The organism is Ruminococcus sp. AF17-22AC (assembly GCF_003460065.1).
Lineage (GTDB): Bacteria > Bacillota > Clostridia > Lachnospirales > Lachnospiraceae > Blautia_A.
Genome location: NZ_QRXT01000003.1, coordinates 1 through 16,227, shown reverse-complemented (window position 1 = coordinate 16,227; position 16,227 = coordinate 1). Strand labels below are relative to the sequence as shown.

Here is a 16,227-nt window from a genome sequence, read left to right as displayed (position 1 = left end):
CCATCCTCACTATTCGTTAAGCAAAATATTGACAAACAAGCTCATATATATCCTCTATATTGTAAGTTATTCCTATTCGATCTTCTGCATACAATTCATACATATTATTTTTACGCACAATATACATATCTATATCTGATGCCTTACTACTTTCAAATATTTCTTCCTCTTGATTCAAAAGAATAATATCAGGTTCATAAGCTATATATACTGTATAAAGGATATCGTTCAATGACTCATTGGAATCGTCATAATATTCTAAAGGAATTACATTTTCATCTAAAGGATTTTTCTGCAGATTTATTGCGTAATAACCGTTCTGACTAAACATCACTTTTAGCTGTATCATTTCCTCGTAATCTAAATCAATACCGGCAATTACCGGTATCTCTATATTGGTTTTATCCCTTATTACATTTTCTAGTATATCCGGATAATCAGATTTATGCGTTGCTATAGTCATCAAAAAGTCCATAACATCATCAAATCCTGCTGTGGGCTTTCTGTTTAAATATGTAGCAATATGTCCAGTGACAACAGGAGCCGCATAACTATTGGCTTGATTTACGATCCCATTCCACGAAAAATTTGCTATAATAGAATTCTCAATATTATAACCTTTTTGTTCTTGAAACAGAATTTGACCATTTCCCAAAAGACCATAACGATCCTGCCTGACACCAAAAACACCTGGATATGCAGCTGGATAAGTCTTTATATTTCTGTTATGATATGCTGCTACTATAATCGCATCAGCATCAAGTAATCTTTTTATTTGAATCCATAAGGGTTTAATATCAAAATAATTGATTGTTCCAAGACTCATGTGAATTAACTTTATTTTATTTTGAATACACCATTCCAAAGCTTCCAGCAAAACTGTGATCTGTGTTGTTCCTGCAGAGTCAGTCACATTCAAGTCCCATAATTCTATATCACTACATATGCTTGTGATAATTCCGACGCATACAGCGCCATGGAATGATTTATCGTCTTTATACTCACTTGGATCGCATTTAGAAGCCAAAAAAGATTTATGAACAATCCTTTGATTCCTGTTATTTCTCATATGATAAGGTATACCGTTATCAATCAATGCGAGCTTAATCATTTGCACTATTCCTATTCTTACCTGTTATATATCCAAGCCAAATATCGCATATTTATTATTCTCATGATAAACCTTGTAATTCTATGGTCAATAAAAATTCAAGTGTCGCTGAACCCTAATATGCTTCTCCAATCACACTGCCATCATAAGCATTGATCACATAAGAAAGCTCCTGTAGAGAATTTCCACCAATACTTTCCCTGACAGTAAAAATCCATGCTGGAACCAACCATGCGTGTTTCGGCTCCTGATAGGCTGTGGTATAAGTATACTGCAATTTTGCGTTTACCACATCATACTCCAGTGCGGTAGTGTCGTTGGCAGACTGGCCTTTTCCGGAATACCAATAAAAAATCTGATCTGTCAGCTTTGCCTGTATTTTTTCAAAAGGCAGAAGCTTTGTATTTTCCGTCACCGTACAGACTTCTTCCGATATCCCATCCCATTTAAAATATTTAATTCCTTCCTCTGTTATCAGAATAGAGATTGTTTCTACCTGGAACGGAGGCACATAACTATCCACTGTTTCTTCCGCAACCACGCCATCAGGAACTGAAGTAATACCCTCTACACTTTTCGAAAAACAATACAGATATCCCGGTAATCCTCTATCCAGATCTCCCTGCCACAAAGCATCACTACCAAGTCCCAGACCATTGCGCTCTGAACATGCGCCATTCGGGAACCACACGGTACGATCAGAATCTACAAGGCCCATTCCATCGATACCTAAATCCTCTAAAACTTGTTCTGCCTGTTCCTTTCCATCTTCCTCTGTAAAGGTGATCTTGTCCATGCACTTTCGATACGCATCTGCCAGTTCATGAAATTTCTCTGTATAGCCGTTGGTATCCATGCCAAAGCTACTGTAATACTCACTCTGCATTTCCTCAGTTTCTATTGTTTCTTCTTCTATAAAATTAGAACCCTCCATCCAGAGAAAACTACTGTCATTGTCAATTTCCTGATTATACCGCTCTGCTTCTATATATGCCTTCCTGTCCTCGCCCACATCTGCAGTAAAATAATCCTCTGTATCTGTGTTTTCCAATTCAGTACTCATCCAACTCCGTGCCGCTTCCACACCGTGATCCTCTGTTTTTTTTTGAAATTTTATCTCCATCTTTTCCGGTGCAGACGCTTCATCCGGTGCAAGCTCCATCCCCTCTCGGGTTGCGTTTTGAATCCCTGCAATCGATGTAGAATATGCTGATTGCAAGTAACTTCCTTCCTTGCTGGAAATCCTGTCTAACACTTCCTGATACGCATCCTTTGTCACCATCTGTGGCATATATAGTTCCTCACCGTCCGTAAAATAATCAATCAATCCATTCAGTTCTTCCTGCGTTAACTCGTGATTTTGCATCTCTATGACTGGAAGATTGCCAATGCTTTGTTCGCCCAACTTAATATCTGCCTGGATAACCACACGGTCGTTGCTTTTCTTTTCTTCAAATTTCCAATGCGTTGGAACATTTGTCTCTCTCTTTTCTCCTTTTTTAAGAGGTTCACAGACAGCCGCCTCGCTAATCCCATCCACTTTGCTGACTACCGAACTCTCCTCTGGTGTTTCCTGACAGCTGGAAAGAATAATACACAACGCACCTACCATAATTGCTAGAACACTTTTTTTCATTTTTTCTCCATATATCTTATAGAATTGTCGCTTTTTCACGAAACTTCAATTATAAACTCTTTAACTTATAAATACCTTCCTGACACTATTAACGTTTTCGTATATTTTTTAGAAACAGACTACCTTATTTATTTTAATGTATAAGGCAGTCTGTTCTATGTACTAGTAACTATAACTTGTTAGTACATTACGCTATTGTCATTACTAATAACCACTCTTGAAGCATCCGCATTATGCTGAGATAACCAAGTCGCAGCACAATATGAACATGGGCAACCACATCCACAAACGCACCCAAAAGACTCAATCGTGTTCCTGTTTTTCTTCATATTTTTGTTGAGTTTCTTCATACGGTTCTCCTCCTTTCTGTTAAAATAATATCAATATTTCCGCTTCATTGGTGCCAAGAGAAACAGATATATGATATTTCATATTATAATTTCCGGATATAGAATAAACTAATTCAAAATGCTACTTTTCGTATGTGATTTAATTTATCGCATATTGTTTGCAAATTAAACTCATCCACTTTTATATCATCCAGCAATTTTATAATCGGCAAATTATATGTATTCTCTAATTCCATTATCACATATATCCAGCACTCTTCTACTACAGGCAAATCCAATAGATTCTGTTCTGAATTTTCTACTTTTATCATTGTGTATTTCAATATCACATTTTTAATTAGCTCTTCCATCCTATCTCCTCACTTATATTACAAAAATATTATTTGCAAGTTCTTCCAAAATTTTCAAAATTTCTTTTTCAATTTTAGTATCATCAAATATATCAAGGACTTGATATTCAGAATTTTCAGGTATCGCTGGTTTTTCATTCATATCCTCCATGGTATAATACCGTATCTTTTTCCATTCATGATCCGCCTTATAAAATTGTCGTGAAAGAATATATTCTTTCACTGGTGTATTATATTTTCTTAGAACAAAATCGCTTATATTTTTTAATACAGTATAATTCAAATCAGTATACCTATACAAAGCCAAAAAGCCTATATCTACATCCAATGCGTTTGAAATAATCAGAGGTAACTCGCCAAAATAATTTGTTTCATATTTTTCAAATTCCGAAACACCACCAGGGCAACCCACAAGAATCACATCGTACTCCTGTTGTTTTACTTTTGTATGTATCCAATGATTTAAAGCAATAATCTTTTCTGGATAAGACATGAATTTTGAATATAGAAAGCCAGGAAGATTTTCCATTCCTAAAAATCCACCGAGAACGTTAGAGCAAAGTGCCAGTACACGATACCCCTGTTTTTCAATCACCTTTTTAATCTTCACTTGCAATTGGAATTTATCGCAATTTTCGCCCAATCCCATGACTGATATTACCGGAATATCTATTTCTTTTTTATTTGGCGAAACAACTTCATCTGACAATTCACTTTCCTGTAATATACATACTTTATCTCTGTCAATTTGAATCTTATCTAGCAGTGCTAAACCAGCATAAATCTTTTTCCCTGAGTCTAATGCCATTTGCACTCTTTTTTGGTATCCGTCATAACTATATCCCATTGTATTTTCTGAAAAAACAATAGCATCAGCTCGAGTAAGACATTCTTCAAATTCTGTACTACAATATATCGAACTCTTCTTTTGTAATAGTTCAAGCCTACTCCTATCTTCTATATAGCTGGATACCGCAACCACCTGATATAATTTGTTTTCTTTCAATCCCTTGATAAGTATTTCTGTGTCATTATTTAATGGAAACACAACTAATTTTTCCATATGCACTCCTTTATTTTAATACTTGCAAATTTTCATTTCCTTTATATCCAAACTCAACAAGTATACACAATTTATATAGCAATAAAAGTGTACTTTCTTTTGAGTTTTCACATTGCTGTAGCAACATATTTTCTGTTAATATCTGATTATCTTTTGGAATTTGCGCCAAACAATATGCACACATTCTCAAATTCCAACATCCTAAACATTTTTCTTTAATCATCTTACCATGGTTAAGTAGGAAACTCATTTTATCAAAATCAAATCCCGAATCCAAACTTCCGATGCACATTTCTGAATCTTCTTCCGAAACTCTTTCACATGGAAAAAATTCACCTTTTGTATCCACAAATAGTCTTCTAACTGCAGGAATGCATGGACCACCATGATGTGTTTTTTTGCCTTCAGCAACATGACTATGTAGCTGTTCATATAATAACTCAATATCTTGCAGTTCTCTTCGCAACAATCGACTTTGTGCATCCCATTTTCGCTTCTCTAATACAGATAAAATCATCTTTATATATGCTAGTCGATGTACTCTGAAATTTTTTTGTGTTATGCGCGACAATGTCTCATCTTTTAAACCAACTGGATTTACATAATTGAAATTCACTGTCCCTGCTTCAAACAGCTCTTCTTCCGAATAAAATCGATATATATTTTCAAGATCTGATGAAGAACTAATAACACAATTAAACAAAACTTTTGAATAGTACTCTTCATTGTAAGCTTTCAGTCTACTCAAATTTTCTAAAATAATGTCAAATGAACCTTTTCCTGTTTTAAATCTTCGATTTATATCGTGACTTTTCTTATCACCATCAAGGCTAATCATAAGATTAAACTCATATTTTACCAAAAATTCTATGACATCTTCTGTCATTAAAGTCCCATTAGTCGTCATAGTAAAAAGAATTTTTTTATCCCCTTTACGTTGTAAAATATAGGAAACACATTTCTTAATCAATTCAAATTCCAGAAGAGGCTCACCCCCATAAAATGATAATGCAAGTTGATCCGCTTTTTCGCTTCTTTTCAAATAAAAGTCTATTGCTTTTTTGGCTGTCTCGAAATCCATCCTATTTGACGTATGGGAACGATTATAGTAGTTTCCAGAATATGCACAATATTTGCATCTCAAATTACACTGCTGAGTTACCTGCAAAATCAGATTGCACATATAATGTTCTGCCAACAAATGTAAGTTTTCTGTCTCAGGATGCTCAATTTCTTCTATCGCAGTCTCACGCAATAATCCGCTTTTCACAAACCGTCTTAACACTCCATCAGGAACCAATTTTGTCTTTTCCACAGTTTTTAATATCTGATATTCTTCATCATTCACCATAACTACAGAATCCAAAGAACGATCATAAAAATATTTCTGCATTGGTGTTTGAATGCATTTAATTAATACCTTTCCCATATTCTTTCCCCCGTATTTTTATTTTATCTGCGTCAGGACACCTGCATCCATCTCACAGATCGTATCGCAGAGCCATTCGATCTCCAGCATGTTATGTGCTGCGATAAGAATAGTCTTCCCTCGTTCCTTTAATCCCCGCAAAAGCTCGCAGACCTCTCCTGCCCCCTGCTTGTCCAGACCATTAAAAGGCTCGTCCAATATCAAAAGCTCCGGATCTTCCATGATTGCCTGTGCGATACCAAGACGTTCACGCATTCCAAGAGAATACTGTCCTACCTTCTTTTTAGACAGAGGATCAAGCCCTAGGGCACGCATCGTCGCCCTCACATCGTCATCGGAAATACGGTGTTTCAGAGACGCCAGTCTCTTTAAATTCGCAAAACCGCTGAGATCCAGAAAGAAGCCAGGGTTTTCAATGATAATGCCTACGGAATCTGGAAAGTCCAGCTCCTTTCCGATCTGTTTTCCCCCTACGAGCACTGTGCCGCTCTCAGGTTGTAAAAATCCACAGATGCATTTAAACATTACGGTTTTCCCTGAACCGTTAAACCCCATAATCCCATGAATCTTCCCTTTTTCAAAATCATGGGTAATGTTCTTTAATACTTTTTCTTTTTGAAAGGATTTTGTCAGTCCCTTCAACCTGATTGCATATTCCATTTTGCCCTCCATTTATTCGTTTGTCTGCGTAAAAGAGAAATTATAGCCCTTAATTCGGACGGCTGACAAGCCGATCAGCGCTATGATTAATATTGCAAATATGAACATGCTCATCCCGATCCCTGGCAGGTAATCATAACCAAAGCTGTGCATGGGAAAGGTAGCTTGGTTCAACGGAGACAGCCAGCCGCAGAACACGTTCGCCCTATATTCCTGACTTTCTGTAAAATGAAACAGTTTCCGGAAAACATCTGGGTTCAGCAGGAGCCCATACAGACTGACTGCAAAAGCACCGATCACCCCTGCCATATTTCCCGCAGCCAGATTTAAAAACAACATGAGAACTGCGATAAAAAGAGTATATAAAAGTACAAGTCCAAACACTATTGCTGCGCACATATAAGGAGTTGAGCTTTCCATTGTTTTTATGGAAACAGGAACGGTTATGCTCTCCCCACCGCCATAGCCCAACATTGCCGCTGTTTCGCTCCACACATTTCCCGTAAAGGAAAAGGGAGCTCCCATAATTCCAAGCATCACAGCCAAAAAAATATTATAGATCACAGTCGCCAGGATCACATAGATAATCTGACCCGCAAGCCATATCTTCCGTTTTGTGCGTACAAGCCAATACGGAGTTGCCTGACTGATAAATGGCATGTCCGCAAAGAGCAGGATTAAAAGCAGGGAGGACAGCATAACAGAGGATGCATCCCCATATGTCCAAATAAACGGCTCGAATACCTGAAGGATTGTCTCATATTTTATCGCATGGGAAATAATCTGATCCGACAGCATCAGACATAATATAGCTGCCAAAATAAAGGTCATCCAGATCCTCGGACTTTTTTTCCATCCATAGAAATTCTGGCCTGCAATCCAAAAAGCCTGTTTAATATCACGCATACCGCAACCTTCTTTCTATTGCGCACATAAAGATCAGTGCCGTTAAAAAACTTCCAACCGCTAATATAGCAATGCAGAAGATATCATTGTAGTAAATAGACGCCGCCCAATAGCGGGGACTCAGAAAGAATGCTTTTTGATAGTAACGCTCCTGAAATACGGTCAGGACATAATAAAGAATAAAAGGAACGGCATAGGACATATAGCGATTTTTTGTTATGACAGCCGACGTACCGCCAATTAGCGCCCAAAAAGCGCCATTTAAAAACAATCTCAGAAAGCTTACCGCCGTTCTGCCCACAAGCACTGCCATCTCATAATTTCCGTCAATCAGAGAAGGATACTGACCGAACCTCAGTATACAGATTACAAGAAGGAACACCATGGCTAAAAAAGCTGTCAAACCTCCGGAGACCAACAATCCTGCTGCTTTTCCTACGAGATACTGTTTTCTCCCTGAACGGATATAACTGAACAGAAAAAAACGACTGTGCAGCTCAGCCTCCGTATTCTCTCCACCCGCAAAAGCAACGGCAATGGGAACAAACAGAAGCATATTAACGCTGTTCATACAATAGGTGTATGCTACGAACCAGCCTGGTCCTTCTGCAGATCCGCCTGCATTTATGATCTTCTGCAACATCTCATGCTCAGACATCAGGGTAGCCGAAACGATTAGAAAAATCCCCAAAATAAAGCGAATGCTTCGAATATTGTTTTTTATGTCCGTTGCCAACACATTTCTCATACGCTTTTCTCCTCACTTCAAACAGCTATAGACTTGATTTTTTTATTTTTATAAAATCCTAGTTTTTTGCAATAATATCACTATTTGTATAAAACTACACTCCTTATCAAACAACAGTTAAGGACTTGCAAAAACTGTTGTTCCTACTGAAAGCATTGCAACAGCTGTAAAAATTGATAATATTTTAAATTTTCTATTATTCTAAGTTCTACAAATACATAAGCCGCCAGTTAAGTACGATTAGTTTTATTATAATTCAATAAATTCCATCCAACTTTCCACATTTTATTGTACAATTTTATCATTTATATAATAACATGTCAACATTTAATGAACGTTTATAACAAAAAAATGCAGGGCTATAAAAAACTAAAGAAATTGCTCTATTTTACAAAATTATATCCTATTTTTCAATTCCAACTCAATTTTCCCTCAATGTCTTTTTCCTCCAACTTTCGTATGCTTATCTCACAGCAAAGCAGTACCACACCGGTACAGCCTGCTGAATTAATCAATACGAAAATGGAGGTGTTTTTTATGCGAGAACTCAGAAACACAAAAATCATTGCTGTAGATCACGGCTACGGCAACATGAAAACAGCAAATACCGTCACACCAACCGGAATCAAAGCCTATGAAACAGAACCCATCTTCACCGGGAATATTCTGGAATATAACGGCATTTACTACCGGATTGGCGAAGGACACAAAGAATTTATCCCAGATAAAGCTATGGACGAAGAATATTATCTTCTAACTCTCATGGCGATTGCAAGGGAACTGAATGTCTTTTCCATCCGTGAAGCAGACGTTCATCTGGCTGCCGGGCTTCCTCTGACATGGATCAGAAACCAGAGAGAAGATTTCCGTTCCTATCTGCTCCAGAATCCAGAAGTCCATTACCGATTTAACAGCAAAGAGTATCATCTCCGTTTTGTGGGATGCAGCCTTTACCCGCAGGGATATCCGGCTATCGTAAACCGACTTGGAGATTTCAAGGGGACAAATCTTCTTGCAGATATCGGCAACGGAACCATGAACATTCTGTATATCAATAATAAGAAAGCACAGGAAAGCCGGTGCTGGACAGAAAAGTTTGGCGTAAACCAATGCATGATTGCCGCTAAAAACGCTGTTCTGGACAACTTCGGAGTAAAGATTGAAGAATCTACCGTAGAGCAGATTCTGCGGTTTGGAACCGCTGACATTTCAGCGTCTTATCTGGATTGTATTACTGCTGTTGCCAGACAGTATGTCACAGATATTTTTGCCACGCTCCGCAAATATGAATACAATCCTGGCCTGATGCGCCTGTATGTGGTCGGAGGCGGTGGATGCCTGATCCGTAACTTTGGAGCGTATGACAAATCACGAGTTACCATCCTTGATGATATCTGTGCCACTGCCAAAGGTTATGAATCTCTGGCTTATATGAGCCTGAAAAGGAGGGGATAAGCCATGCAGAACCATATCCGCAACACAAACCTGCGATTTAATCTGGACAAAGACCAGCAGCGGAGAGCCTGGGAATATTTACAGACGATGGACAGACAGAATTTTAAATCTTACAGCCAGGTAATCTCCCTTGCACTGGTCGATTATTTTGACCGCTACTACCGCACTCAGGCTGATCCCTATCTGGAAACAAGGGAACGGGAAGAACTTTTTGTGAAACAGATTGTAGAAGCAGTAGAACACAGCCTGAAACAGTCATTGCCGATTTTTCTGTCCGGGCTGACTGCAGGCATGTTGGAAAGGGAATCCCCCATCAGGATGCCCTTTCCAGCTCCTGAAAAAGAACAGCCGGATCGTGATATAGACTGGGATTTTCTTGGAGAATAAACCATTGTGATTGGAGGTGAACACATGACGGACTTTCTGACAGCAGACACAAGCCTGCCATCTTATATGATGTTTCCCCGTTTTCTTCTGGACATGGAAATAAACGAAACTGCCAAAATGCTTTATATGATCCTGCTCGACCGTGCAAGGCTTTCCCAGAAAAATGAGGGCTGGTCAGATACAAATGGTCATGTGTTCCTCTACTTTACGATTGAAGCACTGGCAGAAGTTCTCCACAAAAGCCAGATGACGGTGAAAACTGCTCTGGCAGTACTGGAAAAACAAGAGCTTATCTTCCGAAAACGGCAGGGACCCGGACACCCTAATCGGATCTATGTAAAAATCCCGAAAGAAACCCTCAGCAATACAGACAGAATTCTTTCCTCAAGACAGACAGAAAACTGTCCTATTGACAGACAGGATTCTTTCCCTGATACAGACAGAAAACTGTCCAGTAATAAGAAAGAGATAAAAAAGAACCATTTAACAATAAGAGGGAGTAAAGAGCCACGCTCACCCTATGGAACATTTCAAAATGTTTTTCTGTCAGAGACGGAGCTGGAAAATATCCGGCAGACAATCCCTGACTGGCAGGACTATATGGAACGCTTATCCGGTTATATGGCTTCTACCGGAAAGCAATACCAAAACCATGCAGCTACCATCATCCGTTGGGCAAGACAGGATCATCCTGTTTCCCGGCAACGAAATTATGAAAGTGAGGAATACGAAACATTATGACAACATTTACAGAAAAACCAACAGCTATCACACCAAACAGAGAGCTTCAGTCTGATGAATATTTTAACGAAACAAATCACCTGATCTACTGTTCCAAATGCAATACGCCAAGACAGTGCAGGCATGAATTACAGGGAAAGGTTCTTATTCCTTCCATCCGCTGTAAGTGCCAGCAGGAGATCTTTGAACAGGAGGAAGCCCAGAGAAAACTTCATGAAAAGCAAATGGAAATAGAGCATCTCAAAACCAGCGGCTTACAGGACAAATCACTTTATGACTACACCTTTGCCAAAGATAACGGCAGCAATCCGGAAATGAAACTTGCACACAATTATGTAAGTAACTGGGAAGAGATGAAAGCAAACGCTTCCGGACTTCTCATCTGGGGCGATGTCGGTACTGGAAAATCTTTCTTTGCAGGCTGCATTGCCAATGCCCTTCTGGAAAAAGGCGTCCCGGTACTGATGACCAACTTTTCCCGGATTCTGAATACCCTTACCGGAATGCATTTTGAAGACAGGAATCAGTTCATCCACAGCTTAAACCGCTACAGCCTTCTGATCATTGATGACCTCGGAATTGAACGGAACTCTGACTTTGCACTGGAACAGGTATTCAATGTGATTGACAGCCGTTACCGCAGTAAAAAGCCCCTGATCATAACAACCAATCTCACTTTATCAGAGCTGAATAACGCCGCTGATATCGCACACAAGCGAATTTATGACCGGATTCTGGAGAGATGTGTTCCCATCCGTATCAATAACCGGAATATCCGTCAGGACAATGCAACAGCTAATTTAAAAAAAACGAAAAAAATTCTGTTAGATAATCACACTTCAAACCAGAGTTGAAACAAAGCAGCATCGCACAATAACTATTTTTCACTGACAGTAGTACTACTTTCTTTTCTTATTTATCACCAGAGACATGCCACTGTCAGTTATCTAAAACTATAGTACTAAACCACAAGATTTTAAAACTAAATCGCCCGGATACGGGCATAAAAAGGAGGTGCCAGATATGGCAAATAAAAGAATTATGACACCAGAAGAAAAAGTGCTTTTACAGGCAAAACACAGACTGGAAGAAATCGAAGCAAGAAACCGTAAAAAGGAACGTAATGCCAGAACACGCAGATTGATTCAAGAAGGAGCGATTCTGGAAAGCATTGCTCCACATATTAAAGAAATGGATTTAGATACCCTAAAGCGGGAGCTGATGCTCCGGCTAAGAGGAATGTAAATACACAAGTTCTACTCCCGAAGGGCGCACTTACTCACCACCCGATAAATCGGGCGGTGGTATCCCCTACGGGGCTCGTGCGCTCTGCCGAGGGCTATCCGCTGTTGCAGGCAACATCGAAAGGAGGTGCCAGATATGGCAATTTATCATATGCAAGCCAAGGTCGTCAGCCGTGGTTCCGGGCGGTCTGCTGTCGCTGCATCTGCTTATATGAGCTGTAGCCGCATATACAATGATTACGATGGCATCCAGCATGACTACACCCGAAAACATGGACTGATCTATCAGGAAGTAATGCTTCCCCCTATGGCTCCGCCTAAATGGAAAAACCGGGAGCAACTCTGGAATGCTGTAGAAGCTGCTGAAAAAACAAAAGACAGCCGACTGGCAAGAGAATTTGTTGTCGCACTCCCTATTGAGTTGGATAAAGACAGCAATATTTCTCTTCTTCAGAATTTTATTCAAAAGAATTTTGTAGATATGGGAATGTGTGCCGATTTCGCCATTCACGATACAGATGGTCACAATCCCCATGCACACATTCTACTTACTGTCCGTCCATTAAACGAAAACGGAACATGGCAGTATAAAACCGAAAAAGAATATCTATGCATCAAAGATGGAGAGGAAAAGGGATTTACTGCTTCTGAATTTAAGGATGCTCAGAAAGAGGGCTGGGAAAAACAGTATCGTTATAAAGCTGGGAAAAAGAAAGTATATCTGACTCCCTCGGCAGCACAGGAGAAAGGTTATGAACGTATCGACAAACATCCAAAAAGCACCCGGTATGGCAGACAAAACCCGATTTCCGAACAATGGAACAGTGAGGAACAGCTCTGCCTCTGGAGAGCAAACTGGGCAGATGCCGTAAATAAAATGCTTGCCCTTAATCAGATAAATGCCGCCATTGATCACCGCAGTTTTGCAGCTCAGGGAATCACTGAACAGCCAACCATCCACGAAGGCTACATTGCCCAGAATATGGAAAAGAAAGGCATGATAGCAGACCGGTGTGAAATCAACCGTCGGGTTCGTGCGGATAACAGAATACTACGGGAATTAAAAACACAGATAAAAAAATTGGTTCAAGCTGTCGAAAAATCTATTCCGGTAATTGCAGAAACATTAGAAGCAATCCGCAATCATATGATTTTTACACAATATCATTTACTTCATAATGAAATGCAAAAAGAAGTGATCCATGACTGGATGCAGCATTTTCGTCCTATCCTAAATAAATATGATACCATTAAGAAAAAGCTCAAAGCGAAAGTTACTGAAAAGAAAGAACTAAATGTGCAAAAAAGTAAAACCAGTATTCTAAATCCTTTCCAGCATATAAAGTTAAACCAGCAGCTTACAACCGTAACAGAAGAAATCGAGGAACTGAAATCTGCCAAAGAACAGCTGCTGTTTCAGGCTGAATGCTCCACAGAGAAAGATATGGCGAGCCTTTCCAGAAAATACGACCAGATGGATAAGAATCTGGATATTCTCGATTCTCAGGATATGGCTCTCAAAGAGCAGCTTGAAAAAGATGCTGTCGCTTTCCAAGAGGAAAAACTCCGGCCTAAACCAGAGCAATATACAGAATTACTGGATGCCAGAATCCAGATACGACCTACTTTCCGAGAGAAACTGATTGAGCAGCTCAAAGGTACTTTTGGTGAATATTATGACTATCACTATCGTGATATCGCAACCCATGAAGTGGATGATCTCAATATGGAAGATCCCTATAGCTTCTCTCATCGTACCTGGGAACTTGAATATCAGAGGAAACAGGAATTGCAAAAAAAACATCCTGTTCAATCCAGGCAAAAATCGCACAACACAGAACTATAATGTTTAAACTACTAATATAAAAAATATCCCGTTTTCTCAAAACAGTTATATTGCTTCATCCCAATAATTCACAAACTGCTAACCACCGAGCAAAAGTGAGGCACAAAGTGCGTAAGCATAATTTGATTTCTTTCCGCTTACGCACTCTCTTTTTATCTTGAGCAAAAAATTCCTACTTTGTAAAGCCAACAAATGGGGTTTGGGGGGCTCCCAAAGTGCGTTTGGATATCCAAACGCTATGCTTGCAAAACCAGTTCCACTAATTTCCCTCGATACTCCCTTCTTCTAAAATCAATGATAATTATAACATTGCCAATTTTGTAAAGTAATAATCAACTTAAAATATAGACGACAAACAATAAAACCATGATACTGTTACAAAAAGCAGTAGCATGGTTTCTTTATATTTCATTATAGATTTTCTCTATCTATCATATTTTCTATTGTTTCTGAGAAACAACACTCTTTCAAATCAATACTTTTGTCCATCTTCACAAGATTTGTATATTTCTCATCTGTATAGTGTTTTGATATTACAGCAAATACTTTATATGTAGGCTGTGCTGTTACATCTCTGATGTCCTTTTTCAGCAATGTGTTCGGTACATTTAATTTCGTATTTTTATCTTTTACGAAGCCAATACAACCACATATATTCCCGGCAGCTTTTTCTGTATATAATTTCGGTCCTCGATCTGTAAATTCTCCTATCATTGTTACGTTTTTCTTAATAAGCATCATACGTTCCAATATATCCAATTTTTGCCCCGTAGAGCCATCTTTTGCAAAAACAAAATCATTTTCTGTTAATCGCTTATCCAGGCATTTCTGGTAAAAATGAATTGCAGAAGCTGTCTCTTTTTTATTCAATCGAACTCCTGTCAAATGTAAAAAATTGTATCTATGGAAAACAACTTCATATCCCTGTACAGATGACAAAATCTTATTACTTTCCTGTAATTGCTTATTCACCTCTTTCGGTAAGCCATATAGGAACAAAACCTTCTGATCCTCAAGATGTTCTTTATATAGTTGTGCCGCTTTTGTCATAATCTGAATTGCACGTCTTTTGTCCATAACTTAATCCTTATCCCATAAAATTTAGAGAAGGGAATGTTCACGCCGCAGCACTAAACATTCCCTTCTCATGGTTGATTTTTCCGTTGTCTGCCAACCTCCAGCACCTTCGTCTGGAAAATATCAGGTTTTTCCGTTGCCTGCCAACCTCCGACACCTTCGTTCGGAAAACGTATCAGATTTTAGGTGTCAACCCACCGCTGATGCACAGCTTTTCTAATTACATTTTACACGAACTATGTGGAAAATGCAATTACAATTTTATCTTATGATGCCCTGCTACATTTTATACACTATTTATCTTACATTTCATTCTTGATAAATTATCTCTTTATCCACAATCTCCCTCGCACATACTTGTATATTGTTCATTCTTCCTATCCATTCCAAGACATTTTCCACCTTTAGCTGTTCTGTAATGCCTTGTGCCTGTTTCATCTGTTCTACAAGTCTTTCAAAGCGTTCCTGTGCCTGTTCTTCTATATCAGCCAAATAACCATTCAGCCTGCCGCTTGTAAGCATATTCAGATATAGCAATCTGCGGTATTCCTTCAAATACCGCAAATGTCTTTGTCCCCATACACCGACAACCCTTTGTTCTTCTTCCTTCGGTAAGGTAAGAGCAGGGATAAGATAATCCCCATGTCTGATATAAGTACCGCCCATCTCTTCAAAAATTGTTTTCTTCATTGTCTGTTCTACCTTTCTTATCGTTCTCTATTCATAGATTTTCTTTACGACCGTTCCAATTTTACAGTAACAATAATTCTTCAATTTTCAGTTCACATTGCCCCTCCCGAAGAAGTATGATAGAATAATTCTATTAAATTGAATCGGAGGTGCCACATGGCTATCAGTTCCAACAATATTCAGGTCTATACTACTTTGTCCAAAGAACTGGTTGCTGAGATTGATAAGGATGCAAAAGCGAACTATCGTACACGTTCCCAGCAGATTAACATGATCCTGACCGAGTATTATAAGACTCAAACAACAACCAAACATGAATCCGAGTAAAACACTGAATTGCCTGAAAACACAGGAAATATCAGTGTTTTCTTATGTTTTCCCTTAATTATAAGGTTCATGTGACCCATAATTATTCCCAAAACTGATATTTATCGCAATCGGTCTACCCATTCTGACTGCCTGCCGGATGAGATAATCAATCCCTTCCATCAGCTCCGTCGTCCGCGGAAAAGAATTTTCTCCTGCATTCCCCAT

The 16,227-nt window shown here is 38.9% G+C and carries 18 protein-coding genes; 7 read left to right on the top strand and 11 right to left on the bottom strand.

Translation table 11 applies throughout. The annotated features are described in order from the left end of the window. Positions 1 to 16: 16 nt before the first annotated feature. From DWW86_RS05380 to DWW86_RS05345, 9 genes are all read right to left on the bottom strand, one after another. Positions 17 to 1,111 carry a S8 family serine peptidase gene (locus DWW86_RS05380; RefSeq protein ID WP_009245400.1) on the bottom strand — a complete coding sequence of 365 codons (1,095 nt, stop codon included), beginning with the start codon at positions 1,109 to 1,111 and terminating at the stop codon, positions 17 to 19. Positions 1,112 to 1,226: 115 nt separating this feature from the next. After that, positions 1,227 to 2,747, bottom strand: a complete 1,521-nt coding sequence (locus DWW86_RS05375; protein ID WP_005428257.1) for a DUF6034 family protein — start codon at positions 2,745 to 2,747, stop codon at positions 1,227 to 1,229. Between the two features lie 179 nt (positions 2,748 to 2,926). Next, positions 2,927 to 3,097, bottom strand: coding sequence for a hypothetical protein (locus DWW86_RS17665; protein ID WP_009245401.1), 171 nt, complete (start codon positions 3,095 to 3,097; stop codon positions 2,927 to 2,929). 113 nt (positions 3,098 to 3,210) lie between these two features. Then, entirely contained in the window at positions 3,211 to 3,447 is a 237-nt protein-coding gene (locus DWW86_RS05370) for a hypothetical protein (protein ID WP_005428259.1), read from the bottom strand. 13 nt (positions 3,448 to 3,460) lie between these two features. Then, positions 3,461 to 4,510, bottom strand: a complete 1,050-nt coding sequence (locus DWW86_RS05365; RefSeq protein ID WP_005428260.1) for a TIGR04066 family peptide maturation system protein — start codon at positions 4,508 to 4,510, stop codon at positions 3,461 to 3,463. 10 nt (positions 4,511 to 4,520) lie between these two features. Beyond that, complete coding sequence (gene ccpM, locus DWW86_RS05360) at positions 4,521 to 5,939, bottom strand: Cys-rich peptide radical SAM maturase CcpM (RefSeq protein ID WP_117942495.1); 1,419 nt, start codon at positions 5,937 to 5,939, stop codon at positions 4,521 to 4,523. An 18-nt stretch (positions 5,940 to 5,957) separates the two neighbouring features. Continuing rightward, positions 5,958 to 6,599: an ABC transporter ATP-binding protein gene (locus tag DWW86_RS05355; protein ID WP_009245407.1), complete on the bottom strand. Its 642-nt coding sequence runs from the start codon at positions 6,597 to 6,599 to the stop codon at positions 5,958 to 5,960. 12 nt (positions 6,600 to 6,611) lie between these two features. Next, positions 6,612 to 7,505 (bottom strand): hypothetical protein, encoded by an 894-nt coding sequence (locus DWW86_RS05350; protein WP_005428264.1) that lies wholly within the window; start codon positions 7,503 to 7,505, stop codon positions 6,612 to 6,614. Then, positions 7,498 to 8,253, bottom strand: a complete 756-nt coding sequence (locus DWW86_RS05345) for a hypothetical protein (protein ID WP_005428267.1) — start codon at positions 8,251 to 8,253, stop codon at positions 7,498 to 7,500. Before DWW86_RS05345 ends, DWW86_RS05350 begins: the two co-directional genes overlap by 8 nt. A gap of 351 nt (positions 8,254 to 8,604) precedes the next feature. On the opposite strand from DWW86_RS05345, the gene DWW86_RS05340 reads away from it, so the two are divergent. The 6 genes from DWW86_RS05340 (at position 8,605) to mobQ (ending at position 13,926) form a co-directional block, all read left to right on the top strand. Next, on the top strand, positions 8,605 to 9,708 hold the full coding sequence (locus tag DWW86_RS05340) for a ParM/StbA family protein (RefSeq protein ID WP_436286257.1): 1,104 nt from the start codon (positions 8,605 to 8,607) through the stop codon (positions 9,706 to 9,708). 3 nt (positions 9,709 to 9,711) lie between these two features. Further along, the gene (locus DWW86_RS05335; RefSeq protein WP_005428271.1) at positions 9,712 to 10,095 is read left to right on the top strand and encodes a hypothetical protein; all 384 of its coding nucleotides are present in this window, start codon (positions 9,712 to 9,714) and stop codon (positions 10,093 to 10,095) included. A gap of 24 nt (positions 10,096 to 10,119) precedes the next feature. Continuing rightward, positions 10,120 to 10,836 carry a replication initiator protein A gene (locus tag DWW86_RS05330; RefSeq protein WP_005428274.1) on the top strand — a complete coding sequence of 239 codons (717 nt, stop codon included), beginning with the start codon at positions 10,120 to 10,122 and terminating at the stop codon, positions 10,834 to 10,836. Further along, positions 10,833 to 11,690: an ATP-binding protein gene (locus tag DWW86_RS05325; RefSeq protein WP_005428275.1), complete on the top strand. Its 858-nt coding sequence runs from the start codon at positions 10,833 to 10,835 to the stop codon at positions 11,688 to 11,690. Before DWW86_RS05330 ends, DWW86_RS05325 begins: the two co-directional genes overlap by 4 nt. Before the next feature lie 169 nt (positions 11,691 to 11,859). Next, on the top strand, positions 11,860 to 12,081 hold the full coding sequence (locus DWW86_RS05320; RefSeq protein WP_005428277.1) for a hypothetical protein: 222 nt from the start codon (positions 11,860 to 11,862) through the stop codon (positions 12,079 to 12,081). A 135-nt stretch (positions 12,082 to 12,216) separates the two neighbouring features. After that, on the top strand, positions 12,217 to 13,926 hold the full coding sequence (gene mobQ / locus DWW86_RS05315) for a MobQ family relaxase (protein WP_023924145.1): 1,710 nt from the start codon (positions 12,217 to 12,219) through the stop codon (positions 13,924 to 13,926). A gap of 411 nt (positions 13,927 to 14,337) precedes the next feature. Here the strand turns inward: mobQ and DWW86_RS05310 are convergent, their stop codons facing one another. Both DWW86_RS05310 and DWW86_RS05305 read right to left on the bottom strand, forming a co-directional pair. Further along, a complete protein-coding gene (locus DWW86_RS05310) occupies positions 14,338 to 15,003 on the bottom strand; it encodes a PBECR4 domain-containing protein (protein ID WP_005428282.1) in 666 nt (221 codons plus the stop codon). A gap of 309 nt (positions 15,004 to 15,312) precedes the next feature. Then, positions 15,313 to 15,693: a TnpV protein gene (locus tag DWW86_RS05305; protein WP_005428283.1), complete on the bottom strand. Its 381-nt coding sequence runs from the start codon at positions 15,691 to 15,693 to the stop codon at positions 15,313 to 15,315. A 156-nt stretch (positions 15,694 to 15,849) separates the two neighbouring features. On the opposite strand from DWW86_RS05305, the gene DWW86_RS17110 reads away from it, so the two are divergent. Beyond that, complete coding sequence (locus DWW86_RS17110; protein ID WP_005428285.1) at positions 15,850 to 16,020, top strand: hypothetical protein; 171 nt, start codon at positions 15,850 to 15,852, stop codon at positions 16,018 to 16,020. Positions 16,021 to 16,227 lie beyond the last annotated feature (207 nt).